The sequence below is a fragment of the Pedobacter sp. CFBP9032 genome, from assembly GCF_034045265.1.
Taxonomy (GTDB): Bacteria; Bacteroidota; Bacteroidia; order Sphingobacteriales; family Sphingobacteriaceae; genus Pedobacter.
Map to the genome: position 1 here is coordinate 215,510 of NZ_JAXCWE010000009.1, position 20,831 is coordinate 236,340.

Genomic DNA, 20,831 nt, shown 5'->3' on the forward strand with positions numbered 1-20,831 from the left:
GCGAAGTTAAATAGCGGGAGCTAAAAAAGTTGTAAAAATACATTTATCATAAACATAGAATTTAAGTTTCCCCTTTAGGAGCAGAAGCGTTGGATAAAAGTTTTACGCTTTATATAATACAACTTACATGAACGACAGAAATTCAGGTTCCCCTTTAGGGGCGGAGGGCTTAGACGCCACCGTATTAATTATTGATGATGATGATGACATTCTATTGAGTGCCAGGTTATTCCTTAAGCAACAGGTAAAGCAAGTAATTACGTGCAAATCGCCTAAAGAGATTAACGTTTTATTAAGTAAAAACGAAGTGGATATCATTTTGCTGGATATGAACTACCAGAAAGGTGCCAGCGACGGACGGGAAGGGTTATATTGGCTGGAACACATTTTATCAATTGATAAGGATTATGTGGTCATTTTAATGACGGCTTTTGGAAACGTCGAACTCGCTGTAAAGGCAATTAAAAATGGTGCAACGGATTTCATTTTAAAGCCATGGGAAAATGAAAAACTTTTCGCTACCATTTCTGCTGCTTCCAAATTGCGGGAATCAAACAGAAAAGTTAAGAAACTCGAGAAAATCCATACTTCCTTACAAAAAGATATGACCAGGGGTTTCGAGAATATTGTTGGTGAGGCAGAGGGGATTAAACAACTTCAAAACACTTTGATGAAAGTAGCGCCAACAGATGCGAATGTTTTGATTTTGGGGGAGAACGGAACCGGTAAACAAGTTTTTGCTTACGAAATACATGGAAATTCCCAGCGAAAAAACCAAGTATTTATGCATGTGGATTTAGGCTCGTTAAATGAAAATTTATTCGAAAGTGAACTTTTTGGTTATGCTAAGGGTGCTTTTACTGATGCGAAGGAAGATAAACCCGGCAGGTTTGAATTGGCAGATGGTGGGACTATCTTTTTAGATGAGATTGGAAATTTGACACTTCCCCTTCAGGCAAAACTGTTAAGCGTTTTGCAAAACAGAACAGTAACCCGCTTAGGTGAAAGCAAAGAGCGGAAAGTGAATGTTAGGTTAATTACAGCAACGAATATGCCCTTGAATGATATGGTTGCTAAAAATACATTTAGGCAGGATTTACTTTTCCGGATTAATACCGTTGAACTTTTACTGCCACCTTTACGTCAGCGAGGAAGAGACATCTTACTGTTAGCAAATTATTTTATGCAGGTTTTTAGCACAAAGTATCATAAAGAAAACCGAAGTTTAAGCCATAAAGCTGAAGACATTCTTCTACATTATAAATGGCCAGGAAATGTAAGGGAATTGCAGCATGTGTTGGAAAGAGCAGTGATTATGAGCGATGGACGGGAAATTACCGAAGAAGACTTACAGCTTAGCCCACAGCGTTTTGCGCAAAATAATTCAATTCCAGATGAAATGGCGCTTGGAGATATGGAGAAAATGATGGTACAAAAAGCGATCGATAAACACAAAGGAAATATTTCAAAAGCCGCAGCAGAATTGGGTTTAACACGTGCAGCTTTATACAGAAGAATTGAGAAATTTGGAATCTAGCTCAAAGCGGAAAGACTAAAGCAGAAAGCTTTGATCTTTTAGCTTGAGCTTTTAGCTTTAAAAACATGTTTTACAAACGCTTTACCTTTCGCTTAATCTTTCGGCTGCTAATCATCAATTTACTTGGTTATCTCCTCTTCTATCTTATCAAAAACACCCAACTTTGGTTTACCATTATTGGCGTAGGTCTAATTTTTATCGGAACTATTATTTCGCTTTACTATTACATTAACGAAATTCGCTCAGATATTAAGCGCTTTATCTTAGCCGTAAAAACGCGTGACCATACCTTAAATTTTAAAAATAAGGCCACTAAAGGAAGCTTCCCCGAATTATATGAATCTTTCGGCGACATCCTCCAGGTGCACAAGCAAATCCGCTTGGAGCAGGAAGCCATGTTTCAACTCATTAAAACCATTCTGGAACAGGTTCCCGTTGGCGTAATCGTAATTAATGCGACAGTTAATGATAACAAACATCAGGAAATTGCTTTTTTTAATCAAGCGGCGTCCAATCTTTTAGGCGTACCAGCCTATAAATACTGGCATCGTTTAAAACAGCATTTACCCGCTTTTGCCAATGAAATTGATCAGATTCCAAATGGTGGAAAACGTTTTCTGGAATTGAAAATCAACGAAAAATTTATTCAGCTTTCCACAGAAGTTATTCCCCTTAACCTCTATGGAAAAAATTATACCATCCTTAGTTTTCAAAACATTAAAGATGAAATTGAGCAAAAGGAAACTGAGGCGTGGAATAGATTGATCGGTGTGATTTCGCATGAAATTTTAAATTCCATCACGCCAATCAGTTCATTATCAGATACGATCAACAGCATGGTAACTGATAAAGAAAATCTCGATCAAGATGAAATGGAAGATTTGAAAACAGCCTTACAAACCATCAAACGCCGATCTGCGGGTCTTTTAGATTTCGTTAAAGATTACCGGCTTATAGCAGAGTTGCCAACTCCAAATCTCGAATCGCACACCATCGGCGAAATTTTGAGGCATATTAAAGTCCTGATGCAACCTTTTGCCAAGGTCAAAAATGTGTTGTTAGATGTGGAACAAACCAGTTCTAAAATCACAGTCCAGCTTGATTTAAAACTGGTTGAACAGGCGCTGATCAACCTGATTACCAACAGTATTTATTCCGTTGAAGAAAAGGAAACCCCACATATCATCGTGAGTTATCGATTGGAAAACACCAAACTATATATTGATGTAACAGATAATGGCAATGGTATTGAAGTGGCAGACTTAGAAAAGATTTTTGTTCCCTTTTATACAACAAGAAGAAATGGTTCAGGTATCGGTTTAACCATCAGCCGCAACATTATGAAAATGCACAGGGGAAGTATCGAAGTGGTATCTGTACCGAACGAAAAAACTACTTTTTCGTTGGTTTTTAACTATGTGTAAATCCTGATCATTCAAATTTAAATACCAGATTTAAACTTAAGTTCTTACACCTCTACGTTTTAAAAAGTAATCAATTAAAAATTCCGGTTAAAATCATTTGAATGTTTTTTTAACCTAAAAATTCAAACAAAATCAATTTTAAGGGCTTTTATTTATGTGGATACAACAAATACAAGCATGAAGACAGTTATAATATCGAACAGACTACCCGTTAAAATCATTGAAGAAAACAACGAGTATACCTTCATCCCAAGTGAAGGAGGACTTGCTACAGGCCTTGGAGACGTTTATAAAACAGGCAACTCCATCTGGATCGGATGGCCGGGAATTGAAGTACCGGAAGAAAGACAACAAGAAGTAATAGATAAACTCTCCGCCCTCAACCTCTACCCTGTATTCCTCACGCAGGAAGAAATTAATCTCTATTATGAAGGCTTTTCAAACGAAGTTTTATGGCCAGTTTTTCATTACCTCGTAACCTACGCACATTACGAACAAAGTTATTGGGATTGCTACAAATCAGTAAACAATAAGTTTGCAAAGGCAGCATTAAATGTACTCTCAAAAAAAGATAAAATATGGATTCAGGATTATCAACTCCTGCTATTATCTGGAGTGCTACGGGAAAAATTACCGCAGTCTACCATTGGTTTTTTCCAGCATATCCCCTTCCCATCATATGAAATATTTAGATTAATCCCCTGGCGGGATGAATTACTAAACGGCATGTTGGGTGCAGATTTAATTGGTTTCCATACTTATGATGATGTTCGCCATTTTATAAGCACGGCTACCAGGTTACTTCCTGTAAATTCATCAGCCAATATCTTAAATAGTAACGAAAGGCAAATAGTGGTCGAAGCTTTCCCAATGGGGATTGATTTTGATAAATTTTCTAATCTGACTGCCTATGATGAAGTTCAAAAAGAAATTGAATACTTCCGTAATGGTAAGGAAGACATGAAAGTAATTCTGTCTATTGATCGCCTGGATTATAGTAAAGGAATTCTAGAACGTTTAAAAGCATTGGAATTACTGCTTCAGGTTCATCCAGAATATATTGGCAAAATAGAACTTTATATGATTGTGGTTCCCTCAAGAGATACAGTTCCACAATACAGGGATTTAAAAGAACAGATCGACCAGTTTGTTGGCAATTTGAATGCCCGGTACCGCTCTATCAACTGGATTCCTGTTAACTATTTCTACCGTTCCTTTCCAATTGAAGTTTTATCAGCACTTTACGCTACTGCAGACATCTGTTTGGTTACGCCCATGCGTGATGGTATGAATTTAGTAAGTAAGGAATATGTAGCCAGTAGAAATCGCAACGATGGCGTGCTGATTTTAAGCGAAATGGCCGGTGCATCTAAAGAGCTTACAGATGCCGTGATTGTAAACCCGAACAACTTAGGCGATATTATGGAGGCTATTGTTTTAGCCCTCAAAATGCCGTTAGCAGAACAACAAGCCCGCATGAAAGCCATGAGGGGTATTGTAGAAAAATTCAATGTTAAACATTGGGTAAATAATTTTATTTTAAGACTAGACGAAGTGAAAGATTCTCAAAACTCATTATTAACAAAACATGCCGTACATTCCATTAAAGAAGTGATCAGCGTAGAATATAACCTTACAGAAAACAGGGTTTTGTTTCTCGATTACGATGGAACTCTTGTAGACTTCTCCGGAAACATTGATGATGCATCTCCGGATGAGGAACTTTATAATTTGATTTCCAAATTGACAGCAGATCCATCAAATACAGTTGTTATTATCAGCGGAAGAAGAAATGAGACCTTGGAAAAATGGTTTGGACATTTAAAAGTTGATTTAATTGCAGAACATGGTGCATGGCAAAAAGCTTATGGTGATAAATGGAATTGCCTTCCGCTTCTCACCGATCAATGGAAACAAGAAATGAAATCAATTCTGGAAACCTATACCGATAGAACACCAGGATCTTTCATCGAAGAAAAAAGTTATTCTTTGGTTTGGCATTACCGCAAAGCGGAAGAAGGATTAGGCGACTTAAGAGCGAATGAGATTGTAAGTCATTTAAAAATTCTGGCTGCAGACAAAGGTTTGCAACTAATGCCAGGAAATAAAGTGATTGAGTTTAAAAATATGGAAGTGAATAAAGGCAAAGCTGCACTAAATTGGCTTTATGGTAAGCAACCAGATTTTATTCTCGCACTGGGTGATGATCATACCGATGAAGATATTTTCAGGGCCCTACCTAACGATGCGTTTACAATCAAAGTTGGCAACAATATTTCTGAAGCGAAGTATTACCTGAATGATTATAAAGAGGTAAGAAATCTGCTATGGAGTTTGATTAAGGATGAGGTTACAGAAATTCATTAATTTATATCAAGATTTGTCATGCTGAGTTTGTCGAAACGCCCTAGATTTTTTTTCAGGTCCTTCGAAAGGCTCAGAATGACATTATACTTTCGGTTTGGCGTCAGGTACGTTAACAACTGCAAATCTTAAACTTAGTTTTTTTATCTGTAGCGCTTGATTCTTATATGTTATAGCTTAAAAGAGTGAACCACCTAAGACATATAAGAAAATATAGACTTTGGTGCGTTAGTCTGAACGCCTAGCTTACAGCAAAAATTTTGAGCATTTAGACCTTTGGAATCTACATGTTCAAGTTATCATTTTTCTAATTAATAATCTCTGTATGTACTAACGTAGATTTTAGGCTATCGAGCTTCAATGTCTATATGTCTTACATGGTTACCATTTTTTCCTAATCTTTATCTTTAGGTGCTAAACTTAGTTTGTAGACAAAGCGCTTAATTCTTCTATGTTATAAATTAAAAAGTGAACCACCTAAGACATATAAGAAAATATATGTTTTGGTGCGGTAGTCGGAACGGTAGGCTACAATCAAAATTTTGGAACATTTAGACCTCTGGAATCTTATATGGTTAAGTTATCATTTTCCCTTATTACTCATTTTCAGGAAATTGGCGTAGTTTTTTAGGCTATCGAGCTTCAATATCTATATGTCTTATATGGTTACCATTTTTCCTACTTGCTTATCTTTAAGTGTTAAACGTAGTTTTTTAGCCATAGCGCTTAATTCTTGTATGTTATAGATTAAAAAAGTGAACCACCTAAGACATATAAGAAAATATAGACGTTGGTGCGTTAGTCTGAGCGACACTACTACAATCAAAATTTTGGAACATTTAGATCTTTGGAATCTTACATGGTTAAGTTATCATTTTTCTTCATCATTAATTTTTAGACAACTAACCTAGTTTTGTAGGCTATCGAGCTTCAATATCTATATGTCTTACATGGTTACCATTTTTCCTAATTGCTAATAGAAGATTCTTTATTGCATAAAAACCAAGATAATTGATATTTCCATAAACAGTTGGTTAAACGCTCGTCTTGCTGAACCTGATTCAGCATCCTTATTTGAAGCGCTTCACTATTTACTTCAGCTGAACCATTTTATCTTTAGTGTATCATCATTTCGGTTTTGGGAAACACGACCGATAGATAAGCAAAAAAAATCCCGCATATACAGGAGATCACTGCAGAAAAATCTGCAGGAATCACCTAAACATGCGGGAAAATTTTGTCCCTATCGCTACAAAAATATTGGTCTGTCTAATTTAATTGCAATGCGATGTGCCGCATTCATTAAACCAACGTGGCTGTATGCCTGAGGGAAATTTCCCCATTGACTACCCGTTTTGGCATCAACATCTTCGCTAAAAAGCAATAAATGATTACAATATTTAATAATATTCTCAAATTCTTTAATAGCTTCATCAACCCTGCCTACACAAGCCAGCGCCTCTACGTACCAAAAAGCACAGATCAGGAAAGTAGTTTTAGGTTTTCCGAAATCATCAGCATGTAAATACCTGTAGAACAAACCATCTTCTGTTTTAAGTTCCTTTTCCAGTGCAATCAAATGGTCTTTAGCACGGTCTGAAGCAGGATCAAGATAATTCATCATAATCAGTTGTAAGGTACTGGCATCTAAATAAGGGCTACCAACTGCATTAGTATAAACCTTTCGCTCGGGATCATAACAAGCCTCGATGTGCGCCGCAGCTTTATCTATTAAAATCTGTGCCCGTTGTTCGAAATCCTGATTACCGATCGTTTTGGCCATTTTTAAAGCCGCATGTGCGCCAGCCCACTGAAATAAATTACTATAGCAGTGCACATTAGCAATATTTCTAAATTCCCAGATACCCGCATCCTTTTCATCGATAGTTCTTTCAATTTTAGACAGCACACTTTCAATCCATTTAACGGAATCACTGCGCTCTGAAAACACAAAACGATGATCAGTGTAAAGGGGTAACATCGATGTTAAAACCTGTCCGTAAATATCATTCTGAATGTGTTCGTAGGCCTGATTACCAATCCGGATAGGCTTTTCACCTTTATAACCCTCTAAATGATCTAAAGTAGTTTCGATAATCTCCCTTTCCCCTGCAATGCCGTATAAAGGCTGATAACGCTCATCTTCATTATGAGAAATATCAGAGAGGTAATTGAAATACTTCTCCATTTCTTCAAAATGACCGATATGATTTAAAGAAGTAAGCACATAATGAGAATCTCTTAACCAGCAATAACGGTAATCCCAATTTCTGGTACTTCCTGGAGACTCTGGCAAACTCGTGGTACTTGCGGCAATAATTGCACCTGTATCTTCATATTGATGAATTTTCAGAACCAATGCAGAACGAATTACAAGTGGCTGATAAAAACCGGCAATGGTAGAGTGTTTAATCCACAACCTCCAATAACCAATTGTTTCCCTTAGAAAGTTTTCTGCTGTGCTAACAATAGGTGCTTCCAAATCTTGTCCATACGTCATGATCAGGTATTTGGTTTCATTTAGCACAAATGCCTTTTCGTCAATAATATAGGTTAAGGATACATTGGTACTTAATCGGATATTCTCATCACAACCTAAATAATCGATGTGGTTACTGCCGCGACTGGCCCTCATTCTTCCTTTGCCATAATCGCAAACCGGCTGACATTTTATGGTTACCCGGGGATTGCCTTCTAAAGGTTCAATTTTCCTGATGAACATGAGGGGTTTAAAATATCGCTCATGAAGCCTAAAGCGTGGTGCAAAATCCGTAATGCGGTACTTTCCGTCTTCAGCGGTGATTTCTGTTCTTAATACATTCGTGTTTTCGATATAATACTGTGTTGAACTGTATTCGCCTTGTGGAAGGATGGAGAATTCGCCGCCTTTGTTTTTATCCAATAAACTTCCAAATACAAAAGGGCTATCAAAACGAGGCCAGCAGAGCCAAGAGATATCAGTATTTTTATTTACGTGTGCTATAAATGCACAATTTCCTATTATTCCAGTTTGATAAAGATGCTGTTCAGCCATAAGCTATTTTTATGTGTTTATGAACTAACAAGCTTTTGCCAAAAATGTTGGCAGGAATGTAAAAAAGCTCTTTTTTATCGGCTAACTTATCATGAGGCCTATTACTATACTTTGTATTTAAGCCTGATTGAAGCGGAAATCTTTTTTGTTAAACGTATATTCCTTTTCCCGTAAAGAACTAACAAAAAAATTGCAGCAAAAAGCAGGGTTACCTGCCGCCATTAACTCAGTGCTGCTCACTTTCAAAAATAATTAAAACCCTAACCTCTTAAATCAAAATAACAGTAAAAAGTTACAAAACTCCATCTCTACTGAATTTTTACCGCAACGTTCTGTATAGCAATAGCTAAATAAAAATGTTGTTTATCACAGGTTATTTCAACTAAAAATAAATTTCCGAATAAGCGCTAATTTAAAAACAATTACTAACTTAACACAGTTATCTACACCAAATATTTGATGGAAATTATACATATAAGCGCCGAGTGTTACCCTGCTGCAAAAGTTGGCGGATTAGCTGATGTAGTTGGGGCTTTACCGAAATACCAGAATAAAATCGGCCACATTGCCAAGGTGGTTGTTCCGGCCTACGATACAAAATTTATTAGAGAAAGCGAGTTTGAAGTAGCTTATGATGCCTGGTCTAATTATGGAAATAATCATTTTCAATACCGGGTTTTTAAAGAGAAGACCAACAAATTAGGTTTCGATCTATACCTTGTCCATATTCAAGGTTTAACCGATCGGCCAAATGTGTATGGTTATGATGATGATACGGAACGATTTGTTGCTTTTCAGATTGCAACACTAGACTGGATTGCCCAGTGGGAGCACCGTCCTGATATTATTCATTGTCATGATCACCATACCGGCTTAGTTCCCTTTATGGTCTCAAATTGCCTAAAATATCAGGCCATTAGTAAAGTTCCTACTGTTTTAACGATTCATAACGCACAATATCAAGGTCAGTTTGGCTGGGATAAGCTTTATTATTTACCAGCTTTTGATTTATGGAAAGGTGGATTATTGGGATGGAAAGATTCCATTAATCCTTTAGCTGCTGCAATTAAATGTGCATGGCGGGTTACTACAGTTTCACCTAGTTATATGGAAGAAATGATGTATAACGCACGTGGACTTGAAAGCCTTTTAAGACAGGAACGCTGGAAGTCTGTTGGCATTTTAAATGGAATTGATACCGAGGTCTGGAATCCGCAAACAGACCCAATGCTGGGCAAAAATTACAATCTAAAAACGTTAGAAAGTGGTAAAGCTGCAAACAAAAAAGCACTTTGTGATGTTTTTCAATTAGATCCTTCAAAAGCACTCTTTACTTTTATAGGGAGGTTGGTTGATGAAAAAGGTGCTGATTTACTGCCTGATATTTTTTACAGCGCACTTCAGCAACATGGAGATGATATTAATATTTTGATTTTAGGATCTGGGGATACCGAAATAGAAGGGCGGTTGAATCAAATAAAAGATTATTACAGTGAAAAATATAATGCCTACATCGGGTACAATGAAAAAGTTTCGCACGAGATGTATGCAGGTGCAGATTTTCTGTTAATGCCATCACGGGTTGAGCCTTGTGGTTTAAACCAACTTTATGCATTGCGTTATGGAACAGTTCCTATTGTACGCAGGGTTGGTGGCTTAAGAGATACAGTGATCGACATTGGTGATGGTGGATTTGGAATCTGTCATGATCAAACCACTGTATGGGATGTAACACACGCTATAAGTCGGGCATTAGCATTATACAATGATAAGAAAGCCTTTAAAACGGTTCGGAAGACAATGATGAAGATAGATCATTCCTGGGATCAGGCAGCGACAAATTATATAGATTTATACCAAATATTAAAATAAGCTTAAACATGACTGATAAAGTTTTAGGCGTTATCCTTGGCGGTGGCCAGGGCTCTAGACTATCGCCACTTACACAAACACGTTCTAAACCTGCAGTTCCAATTGCTGGTAAATATAGGCTTGTGGATATTCCAATTTCCAATTGCTTAAATTCGGGTATTCATCGCATGTTTGTATTAACACAATTTAACTCGGCATCTTTAAATAAGCATATTAAAAATACGTATCACTTTAGCCATTTCAGTACAGCTTTCGTAGATATTCTTGCGGCAGAGCAAACGGTTCAAAATGCTGGCTGGTTCCAAGGAACGGCAGATGCAGTACGCCAATGTATGCACCACATTGTTTCACATGAGTTTGATTATATTTTAATTCTTTCCGGCGATCAACTATACCAGATGGATTTTAAAGATATGATTGAAAAACATATCGAAGCAAAAGCAGAAATTACCATTGCAACGATACCGGTTACGGCAAAAGACGCTACTGATTTTGGTATCTTAAAAGCTGATGAGGAAAACATGATTACCTCTTTTACTGAAAAACCTAAGGTAGGTTTAGAGGCATGGGTGTCAGATACAGGTGCAGAAATGCAGGCTGAAGGTCGAAATTTTCTGGCCTCTATGGGTATTTACGTTTTCAATCGTGAATACCTAATCAACATCCTGAATGATAATGAAGATGAAAAAGATTTTGGTAAAGAAATTTTGCCAAGAGCAATCAACGAAAGCCGGGTTTTAAGTTATCAGTATGAAGGCTACTGGACAGATATCGGTAATATCTCTTCATTCTTTGAAGCCAACCTTGGCTTAACTGATGAAATCCCTAAGTTCAACATGTTTGACAGCAATCATACGATCTTTACAAGGGCGAGGATGCTTCCACCTTCTAAAATCTCAGGAACAACTTTAGAGAAAGCTATCATTGCAGAAGGTTGCATTGTGCAAGCCAGTAGAATTGAACATGCAGTATTAGGTATCAGAGCGCGGATTGGTAAAGATACAGTAGTAACTAATGCTTATGTGATGGGTAGCGACAGGTACCAAACCCTTGAAGAAATTCAATCTGAAACTGAAAAAGGAAATTCTTTAATCGGTATCGGCGATAGATGTTACATCAACAACGCTATTATTGATAAGAATTGCCGCATTGGTAATGATGTAAAAATTAATGGCGGACCACATTTAGAAGATGGTGATCATGAACTTTATGCAGTTAAGGATGGTATTGTGGTGGTAAAAAAAGGGGCAGTTCTGCCTAGTGGAAGTGTAATTTAATACGATCTATTAATCTCATATAGCAGCCAGTTTGATCCATTCAGACTGGCTTTTTTTGTGCTTCATATTTATATTGATTAGCAGCAACATATTTTATACTAGTCTATAGTTGTGGTCTCACCAACCTACCTAGATTGCCTAGAATTAATTTTCGATTGAAGAGCTACCAATCGATAATTGAACCTGACCACTTGCTATCAAAACTAAAAAACCGCAAGGCTTTCACCTGCGGTTTTACAACAAAACAAATAATATGGTTTAGGTTAATTATTAATACTCTTCAGCAATAATTTCATAGAAATCTCTGATCGGTTGAAATTGTGGATGCAATGAAACGACATCACCAAATACCAATAGTGCTGGTGCCTGAATTCTTTTATCTTCTACCACTTCTGCAATGGTATCTACAATTCCGATTGCAATTTTTTCATCTTTAGAAGAACCATTCTGAATCACTGCCACTGGCAATAAACCTTTGTTCTCACCTTGAAAGATCGCTGCAATTTCTTTTACTTTCTCAATACCATTTAAAACAACAATCGTTGCTTTGGTTTTTGCAGCAATGTATAAATCTTCAGAAATTTCGCCTTTAGAATTTGTTCCTGTTACAGCCCAAAAACTCTCGCTTAAATCTTTATAGATCATTGGAATCTTTTGCAAGCTTGGCGCACCAGTTGCACTAGAGATTCCGGGTATAATTTCAGTTGGAATGCTGTAGGATTCGGCTGCATCTATTTCTTCGTAACCTTTTGCAAAGAAAAATGGGTCACCACTTTTTAAACGAACCACATGACCATAGTTTAAAGCATAGTCGACGATCAGTCTATTTACGGCTTCCTGAGAAAAATCCTCGTCGTCTGTCCGCTTACCTACATACACTTTAGGAATACCTTCTGGCGCATAACACAATAAAGCTTCGTTCACATTTGCATCATATAATACAACATCTGCTGTTTTTAATGCCTTAACTCCTTTTAAACTAAACAGATCAGGATCACCAGGTCCCGCACCTACTAGTGTAATTTTTGGTTCAATGTTCGCTTTTTCTACTTTATTTAAAATCATGTCAGAAAATTTTAGCTCGTTTTTAATCTTATTAATTAAACAAATATATAAAGTCTATAGAAATTGTAGTAATTTATTTTAAAATAATTTTAATTAGTGTTATAATGCAACCGCTTTACGCTGGTCAGGATTTATAATCCTGACAGTTCTTACTAAGGATTTTTAATCCTTAAAGCGAATTCGATTTAGATTAATTCAAACTGATAGACTGCTAAAATGAAGCTGTTGAGTTGTTATGGTGGATTAAAAATCCACAGTTACACAAGTCCGGAAAAAATTTCCGGACTAACGTAAGATCGTGGTAATTTATTTAGAATCATTTAATTAGTGTTTTTGTGAAACCGTTTTATGTTATTCGTCTTCAGTCTACGCTGGTCAGGATTTATAATCCTGACGTATCTTACTAATGATTTTTAATCCTTAAAGCAAATTCGATTCAGATTATTCAAACTGATAGACTGCTAAAATGAAGCTGTTGAATTATTATAGTGGATTAAAAATCCACAGTTATACAAGTCCGGAAAAGATTTCCGGACTAACGTAAAAACAATCTTAATTAGTGTTTTTATGCAATCGTTTTTTGTTGTTCGTTTACGCTGGTCAGGATTTATAATCCTGACGTATCTTACTAAGGATTTTTAATCCTTGAAGCAAAGAAGATTTAGATTAATTCAAATTGATAGACTGTTAAAATGAAGGCGTTGAGTTATTACGGTGGATTAAAAATCCACAGTTATATAAGTCCGGAAAAGATTTCCGGACTAACGTAAAAATAATCTTAATTAGTGTTTTTGTGAAACCGTTTTTTGTTATTCGTCTACGCTGGTCAGGATTTATAACACTGAAAGGTATTACTAAGGATTTTTAATCCTTAAAGCAAATTCGATTTAGATTTATTCAAATTGATAGACAGTTAAAATGAAGCTGTTGAACTATTATGGCGAATAAAAATCCACTATTATACAAGTCCAGAAAAGATTTGCGGACTAACGTAAAAATAATCTTAATTAGTGTTTTTATGCAACCGTTTTATGTTGTTTGCCTTCAGTCTACGCTGGTCAGGATTTATAATCCTGACGTATCTTACTAAGGATTTTTAATCCTTAAAGCAAATTCGATTCAGATTAATTCAAACTAATAGACTGTTAAATGAAGCTGTTGAATTATTAGGGTGGATTAAAAATCCACAGATATACAAGTCCGGAAAAGATTTCCGGACTAACGTAAAAATAATCTTAATTAGTGTTTTTATACAACCGTTTTTTGTTGTTCGTTTACGCTGGTCAGGATTTATAATCCTGACAGATCTTACTAAGGATTTTTAATCCTTAAAGCAAGTTCGATTTAGATTAATTCAAACTGATAGAATGTAAAAGTGAAGCTGTTGAATTATTATGGTGGATTAAAAATCCAAAGTTATATAAGTCCGGAAAAGATTTCCGGACTAACGTAAAAACAATCTTAATTAGTGTTTTTATGCAACCGTTTTATGTTGTTCGTCTACGCTGGTCAGGATTTATAATCCTGACGTATCTTACTAAGGATTTTTAATCCTTGAAGCAAATTTGATTTAGATTGCTTTAAACTATAGAGTGTTAAAATGAAGCTATTGAGTTATTACGGTGGATTAAAAATCCACAGTTATACAAGTCTGGAAAAGATTTCCGGACTAACTTAAAAATAATCTTAATTAGTGTTTTTATGCAACCGTTTTATGTTGTTCGTCTTCTGTCTACGCTGGTCAGGATTTATATTCCTGACAGATTTTACTAAGGATTTTTAATCCTAAAAGCAAATTCGATTCAGATTAATTCAAACTGATAGAATGTAAAAGTGAAGCTGTTGAATTATTATGGTGGATTAAAAATCCACAGTTAACGTAAGACAGTTTCGTAACTAAAAAAGCAACGATATTGGGAGAAAGATTCGTTTTCCCGGCTTTCAACTTTGGTCTCTAAGCTTTAAGCTTGCCTCCTATTTACAAGGAACTTCCTGAAAAGTAAACTTACCTGCATCATAATTAATCGGTTTTCCTTTAACAAAATATGATCTGCCCAGTGTGGTTTCAATTTGAGCAACCCCCATAATCAGTTTGCCATCCTTTTTCAGGAAAGCCAAAGGATTTGTGAATGCTCTGGTAGTGTCGCTTCCTGTATTAAAACGATAATCAACAAATAACGTATCGCCATGAAACTTTCCATTAATCTCGCCACTGTTTTTTGGTTTATTACCATATTTAATTAATAATGAGCCGGTAACCTTACCCGATGCCATAGTGCTTAAAATCATTGCAGCACTATCTTTTTCGAATGATGATGCATAACAAGTTTCATTGATTACAGCATCTTTCTTTGAGGAATCAGCTTTCTTTTCAGACTGGTTACAAGCAAAAATGAAAGGTACAGCTGCAAAGGCGATGTATAGAAGATTTCTTTTCATGATATTAAAATTAAAGGTTCTTTATTAAATATACTAATCAGATGATAAGTTTTACACCTTTCCATAACAAACCAAAACTTATGATGCTACCTAATCTAAACAAAAATGGGGCAACCATATGGCGCCCCAAAAGAAATACATTCCCTATAAATATTAACTTCAGCTTTATTCTATATCAATGGTTATTGTAGCTTTTAGCAAAATCTTTTTCATTACCCAATTTATTCTACTGAAGCCCTAAACATTAAAGCACCAACGGTTAAGTTTGTACGGCTATCTATTAAAATGGCCGAACCATTTGCCCTGTTATCATCATATAAATCAAAAGCCAAAGCATCAGCGGTTTTTAAAATTACACGGCCAATATCATTCAATTTAAATTCTTCAGCAGCATGTTTCTCCAGCGTATTAATATCAACTTTATGCAAAATTTCACTGATTTTACACTTCGTAATCTTACTGTTATGCTGGATTAAATACATAATTGAAGTATCTAAGGTACGGCCATCCATCCAACATAAATCAGCCTCGATTAACTTAGATTCTTGTGGCAAAGCCGATGCATTAACAATGGTATCACCACGACTAATATCGACATCATCCTTTAAATGGATAGTTACTGATTGTCCGGCATGAGCTGCATCTGGTGCCTGATCAAAAAACTCAATCCTTTCGATGGTCGAGTTTGCACCCGATGGTAAAACTGTAACACGATCATTCAGCTTGAAAGTTCCACTCAACACCCTGCCAGCATAACCCCGATAATCATGTAATTCAGCTGTCTGCGGACGAATTACCCACTGAACAGGCATACGGGCCAGCTGCGATTTATCAAGATTATCGGTATCCACTTTCTCCAGAAAATGCAATAAACTTTCGCCTTTATACCAATCCATATGCAAAGAATTCTGGACGATATTATCTCCTTTTAGCGCACTTACCGGGATGTAGGTTACATCCTCTAACTTTAACTGTTGCGCTAAAACCTTGTATTTATCAATGATAGAATGATAAACCTCACCACTATAATCTACCATGTCCATCTTGTTGATGCATACCACAATGTGTTTAATGCCTAACAAAGAAACCAGGTACGAATGGCGAATGGTTTGCTCCACTACTCCATTTCGGGCATCAATTAAAATGATAGCGAGGTTCGCAGTGGAAGCTCCCGTAACCATGTTTCTAGTGTACTGGATATGCCCTGGTGTATCAGCGATAATAAATTTACGCTTCTCAGTCTGGAAATATTTGTAAGCTACATCAATGGTGATTCCTTGCTCACGCTCCGCCCTCAACCCATCAGTTAAAATGGCTAGATCTATTGTACCATCATCATTTTTGCGGTTAGAGCTTTGTAAGGCTTCTAACTGATCGGCTAAAATAGAATCTGTATCATATAACAAACGGCCGATTAAGGTACTCTTACCATCATCTACGCTGCCTGCTGTAAAAAATTTTAATATGTTCATGTTTATAAAGTATTAAGATATTAGCATCAAGTATCAAGACAAATTACAGATCTATTACTTCCATACTCGTACTTAGTTTATTTAAGGGTTAATTTTTAGCTTGCATCAGTCTCGATCCTCGCTACCTGATACTTATTATTCCCTTAAAAATACCCGCCTTTTTTCCTGTCCTCCATTGCTGCTTCAGAAACCTTATCGTCCAATCTTGCACCACGTTCAGAAATTTTTGATTCACTAATTTCCGAGATAATATCATCTATTAAAGTAGCTTCTGATTCTACTGCGGCTGTGCAAGACATATCACCAACGGTACGGAAACGAACTTGTTTGCGAAATACTACATCCTCAGCATCCATATTTAAAAATGGAGAGGCGGCCATCAACTGACCATTTCTGGTAATTACTTCGCGTTCATGTGAAAAGTAAATACTGGGTAAGTCTATTTTTTCCCTGCGGATATAATTCCAAACATCAAGCTCCGTCCAGTTACTGATGGGAAAAACGCGAACGTTTTCACCTTTGTGGATCTTGCCGTTATAAATGTTCCAAAGCTCCGGACGCTGGCGTTTCGGATCCCAAGAGCCAAATTCATCACGCACAGAAAAGATTCGTTCTTTTGCACGTGCTTTTTCTTCATCTCTACGAGCACCACCTATACAAGCATCGAACTGGTGTTTTGCAATAGTATTTAATAGCGTAACGGTTTGGAGCGCATTTCTGCTCGCATTCTTCCCTGTTTGTTCAATTACTTTCCCTTGGTCTATAGATTCCTGAACAGAACCAATAATTAATCGTTCACCTATTCTCTCAATCATTTGATCACGGTAAGTAATGGTTTCCTCGAAGTTATGACCAGTATCAATGTGGACCAATGGGAAAGGAAATTTGCCCGGACGAAAAGCTTTTTCTGCTAAACGAACTAAGGTTATTGAATCTTTTCCGCCTGAAAATAGTAAGGCGGGCTTTTCAAATTGCCCAGCCACCTCCCGTAGAATGTGGATGGCTTCAGCCTCTAGTTCATCTAAATAATCAAAATTATATGTGCTCATTTATTAAGTTTTGATTGATTGAATTTTGAATGAGGGAATTGACTTTTAATGGTCTGCTCTTCAAATATTCAATTGTTATATCATTTATTGTTGTTGTTCCTTTGTCGTCATTGCGAGGAGGTTTTTTCAGCCGACGCGGCAATCTATCCTCCTAACCGAAATGACATTTTTTTTTATTCTATTTCTCAAAAAGATTGCTTTCAGCTCGCTCTGTCCAGCCTCGCAATGACGAACTTATCAGTTTCTAATCACTAACCTTCTAACCCTTTTCAACTCAACTTCCCAACTCATCATCTCCCCGCCATCACCCTTCTCTAGCCTACGTCGCATGCAAACCACATTCCTTTTTACTTTGGTCTTCCCACCACCATCGTCCTGCTCTAAAATCCTCTCCTGGCTGCACAGCCCTTGTACATGGAGCGCAGCCGATGCTTGGAAAACCCTTATCATGTAAGGTATTGTAAACGATATTGTTCTCTTTAATATAGGTCTTAACTTGATCTAAAGTCCAGTCAAATATAGGGTGAAATTTAACCAGTTGATTTCCTTCATCCCATTCTAGATCGTGCATGTCTTCGCGATTCGCACTTTGCTCAGCCCTGATTCCCGTTACCCAGATTTCGTTGCCTTGTAAGGCTCTTTTTAAGGGTTCGATCTTGCGAATGTAGCAGCACTCTTTTCTATTCTCTACTGATTCGTAAAAACTATTGGGTCCTTTGATATTGACAAAATCCTGCAACAGTTCATTTTGAGGGTAGTAAGCGTAAATGGGCTTATTGTAGACTTCTAATGTTCGATTCCAAACATAATAAGTTTCTGGAAAAAGCCGGCCAGTTTCCAGTGTAAATACCTTTATTGGGATATTATTTGAAAAAATCAAGTGTGTTATCGCTTGATCTTCCCAACCAAAACTTGTTGAGAAAATAACTTTACCCGGATATTTATTCGCCAGAAACTTTAGTTTTTCTATGGTATTGAAATGAGATAATTCTTCTTTAATCTCCGCTAAATTTCCCATCACTAAATTAATTTTAAAATAAAAACAATTACACTGCGCAAACTTACAATCATTACAATAATTCCGACAGCAACCATAATGGTCTTTGCTGAAATTCTGTTTGATACTTTTGCAGCAATCGGTGAAGCTACTGCACTGCCAATAATTAGGCCTAAAACCGCCTCCCAGTGTTTGCCACCTAACATGGTAAAGAATGTTAGGGAACTCAATGTAGCAATAAAAAACCTGCTAATTTTTACGGTTCCGAGAGAAAACAGCGGATGGCGACCACCAGCAATTAAGCTTGATAGTACGATAGATCCCCATCCTCCACCAAAGGCGGCATCGATAAATCCACCTACAAAACCCAGGAAACCAATTTTCTTTATTTTCTCATCAGCTTTTTTCCGCTTAATGTTAAATGCTTTCATCAAAATGATTCCACCTAAAAACAGCGTATAAACTGCAACCACAGGCTTTACGTAAGCGCTATAATGTTCTAAAGAAGATAAGATATATGCACCTAAAACCGCACCTATAATTGCTGGTATAATTAGAATTTTAAATAACTTCCAATTCACATTTCCCATTCTGTAGTGCATCCAGCCAGCAATACCATTACTCATCACTTCTGAAATATGGATGGCCATACTGGCCGATGCGGGTGGTAATCCCATGGCTAAAGAAAAAGATGCAGTGGTTACGCCGTACGACATACCGATTGCCCCATCTACCAATGCAAATAAAAAACCTGCCCCCAGAAACCAGTAAAATAGTGGATCAATGTTAATTAAAAACGATTGAAATTCTGGTTCGGTGTTCCATAAAGAGATTCCAATGGCACCAATTAGCAAAATGGAAGCAATCCAGATTAACCATTTAATGTTTCGTTCTGCAAAACTCTTTTTGGGATAAATTAAGCTTTTCGTTACTTTATTCAGTTTTTTGACTTTTGCAGAAAAATCACCCTTAAGCGTTTGACGCAAAGCGCTCATATTTTGCAATGTTTCATCCAGTTCCGCAGGCAAACCTTCGTTCAAGATTTGCTTTAACCGCTTTGCAATGGTTGGGGATTTTCCATTGGTAGAAATGGCAATTTTTAAATCACCTTTTTGCACAATAGAGCCCAGGTAAAAATCGCAAAGGTCAGGCTTATCCGCTACATTAATTAGCAGTCCTTTCTCATGCGTAACCACCCTGATTTCTTCGTTCAGGATGTAATTATTGGTTGCTGCGAAAACGATGTCAACATCTTCCAAATCTGAAACATCAAAGCTTTTCTGTTTCACTTTAATATTCGGATAATTTAAAACCAATGCATAGACCTCGGGCGAAACCGTTTCAGCCACGATTGTAATCCTGGCATGGCGGCTATTATTAACGATTGCCGTCAATTTTTCGAGTCCAATATTTCCGGCACCAATTAATAATGTACGCAGCTTATTCAGCTTTATGAAGACTGGAAAAAGCTGATTTCCTTTCTCTTCTTCGGAGAAAGATGCTTCATTATCGGGTTGGTTAGGCAATACTTGCATATTGTTTTACGAGCTTTTTAAATGATGGGTGTAAAGAAACCACTTCTCCAAAAATTAACAAGGCTGGTGCTTTTACATTCTCTTGCTGAACTAAACTTTCAATCGTATCTACCACTCCTATTACCAACTTTTCTTCTGCCGATGAACCATTTTGTACTACTGCTGCTGGTAAATTACTTCTGCCTGCGGCTTTAAAGATCTCCACTATTTTCGTTAATTTTTTCAGGCCCATCAAAACTAAAACAGTCGCATTTGATTCTGCAGCCTGATAAATATCGTTAGAAACTTCGCCTGATGTGGTTGTTCCGGTAATTACCCAAAAACTTTCACTCATTCCGCGGTGTGTTACCGGAATTTGTTGTAAGCCCGGCACGCCAATTGAACTTGAAATACCTGGAATTACATCAACCGGAATACTGTATGAAGCTGCGTAATCCAGTTCTTCATACCCTCTGCCAAACACAAAAGGATCTCCACCTTTTAAGCGTACCACATGGCCATAATTTAATGCATAATCAATCATCAGTTTATTAATGGTTTCCTGCGGATATGAATGTTCACCCGAACGCTTTCCAACATATACTCTGATAGCTTCGACTGGAGCATGCGCTAATAATGCCTCATTGGTTAACGCATCATACAGCACCACATCTGCAGCCTGCAATGCTTTAACACCCTTTAAGGTCAATAAATCTGGATCTCCGGGACCTGCGCCTAAAAGTGTAATTCTTGATTCTTTATTTTGATTAACCATAATTTTTTGAAT

13 protein-coding genes are annotated in these 20,831 nt (G+C 36.9%); 5 read left to right on the forward strand and 8 right to left on the reverse strand.

Annotated features, from left to right (window positions below):
- The first annotated feature begins 127 nt into the window (after nt 1–127).
- The 3 genes from SOM16_RS16925 to SOM16_RS16935 all read left to right on the forward strand — a co-directional run bounded on the left by SOM16_RS16925 (nt 128) and on the right by SOM16_RS16935 (nt 5,328).
- Nucleotides 128–1,537, forward strand: a complete 1,410-nt coding sequence (locus SOM16_RS16925; RefSeq protein WP_320465180.1) for a sigma-54 dependent transcriptional regulator — start codon at nt 128–130, stop codon at nt 1,535–1,537.
- Between the two features lie 65 nt (nt 1,538–1,602).
- Nucleotides 1,603–2,961 (forward strand): HAMP domain-containing sensor histidine kinase, encoded by a 1,359-nt coding sequence (locus SOM16_RS16930; RefSeq protein WP_320465181.1) that lies wholly within the window; start codon nt 1,603–1,605, stop codon nt 2,959–2,961.
- Nucleotides 2,962–3,138: 177 nt separating this feature from the next.
- A complete protein-coding gene (locus tag SOM16_RS16935; protein WP_320465182.1) occupies nt 3,139–5,328 on the forward strand; it encodes a bifunctional alpha,alpha-trehalose-phosphate synthase (UDP-forming)/trehalose-phosphatase in 2,190 nt (729 codons plus the stop codon).
- Nucleotides 5,329–6,574: 1,246 nt separating this feature from the next.
- Here the strand turns inward: SOM16_RS16935 and SOM16_RS16940 are convergent.
- Nucleotides 6,575–8,359, reverse strand: coding sequence for a glycoside hydrolase family 15 protein (locus tag SOM16_RS16940; protein WP_320465183.1), 1,785 nt, complete (start codon nt 8,357–8,359; stop codon nt 6,575–6,577).
- Between the two features lie 459 nt (nt 8,360–8,818).
- Between SOM16_RS16940 and SOM16_RS16945 the strand changes: the two genes are divergently transcribed.
- Both SOM16_RS16945 and SOM16_RS16950 read left to right on the forward strand, forming a co-directional pair.
- Nucleotides 8,819–10,231, forward strand: a complete 1,413-nt coding sequence (locus tag SOM16_RS16945; RefSeq protein WP_320465184.1) for a glycogen synthase — start codon at nt 8,819–8,821, stop codon at nt 10,229–10,231.
- 8 nt (nt 10,232–10,239) lie between these two features.
- Nucleotides 10,240–11,508, forward strand: coding sequence for a glucose-1-phosphate adenylyltransferase (locus SOM16_RS16950; protein WP_320465185.1), 1,269 nt, complete (start codon nt 10,240–10,242; stop codon nt 11,506–11,508).
- 270 nt (nt 11,509–11,778) lie between these two features.
- Here the strand turns inward: SOM16_RS16950 and cobA (SOM16_RS16955) are convergent, their stop codons facing one another.
- The 7 genes from cobA (SOM16_RS16955) to cobA (SOM16_RS16985) all read right to left on the reverse strand — a co-directional run bounded on the left by cobA (SOM16_RS16955) (nt 11,779) and on the right by cobA (SOM16_RS16985) (nt 20,819).
- The gene (gene cobA, locus SOM16_RS16955) at nt 11,779–12,573 is read right to left on the reverse strand and encodes a uroporphyrinogen-III C-methyltransferase (RefSeq protein ID WP_320465186.1); all 795 of its coding nucleotides are present in this window, start codon (nt 12,571–12,573) and stop codon (nt 11,779–11,781) included.
- Nucleotides 12,574–14,547: 1,974 nt separating this feature from the next.
- Entirely contained in the window at nt 14,548–15,012 is a 465-nt protein-coding gene (locus tag SOM16_RS16960) for a hypothetical protein (RefSeq protein WP_320465187.1), read from the reverse strand.
- A 221-nt stretch (nt 15,013–15,233) separates the two neighbouring features.
- Nucleotides 15,234–16,484 carry a sulfate adenylyltransferase subunit 1 gene (locus SOM16_RS16965; protein WP_320465188.1) on the reverse strand — a complete coding sequence of 417 codons (1,251 nt, stop codon included), beginning with the start codon at nt 16,482–16,484 and terminating at the stop codon, nt 15,234–15,236.
- 143 nt (nt 16,485–16,627) lie between these two features.
- Nucleotides 16,628–17,533: a sulfate adenylyltransferase subunit CysD gene (cysD, locus tag SOM16_RS16970; protein ID WP_320465189.1), complete on the reverse strand. Its 906-nt coding sequence runs from the start codon at nt 17,531–17,533 to the stop codon at nt 16,628–16,630.
- 319 nt (nt 17,534–17,852) lie between these two features.
- A complete protein-coding gene (locus tag SOM16_RS16975; protein WP_320465190.1) occupies nt 17,853–18,551 on the reverse strand; it encodes a phosphoadenylyl-sulfate reductase in 699 nt (232 codons plus the stop codon).
- A gap of 2 nt (nt 18,552–18,553) precedes the next feature.
- On the reverse strand, nt 18,554–20,065 hold the full coding sequence (locus SOM16_RS16980; RefSeq protein WP_320465191.1) for a TSUP family transporter: 1,512 nt from the start codon (nt 20,063–20,065) through the stop codon (nt 18,554–18,556).
- Complete coding sequence (gene cobA, locus SOM16_RS16985) at nt 20,049–20,819, reverse strand: uroporphyrinogen-III C-methyltransferase (RefSeq protein ID WP_320465192.1); 771 nt, start codon at nt 20,817–20,819, stop codon at nt 20,049–20,051. The genes SOM16_RS16980 and cobA (SOM16_RS16985) overlap by 17 nt, the downstream gene beginning before the upstream one ends.
- Nucleotides 20,820–20,831: the final 12 nt, after the last annotated feature.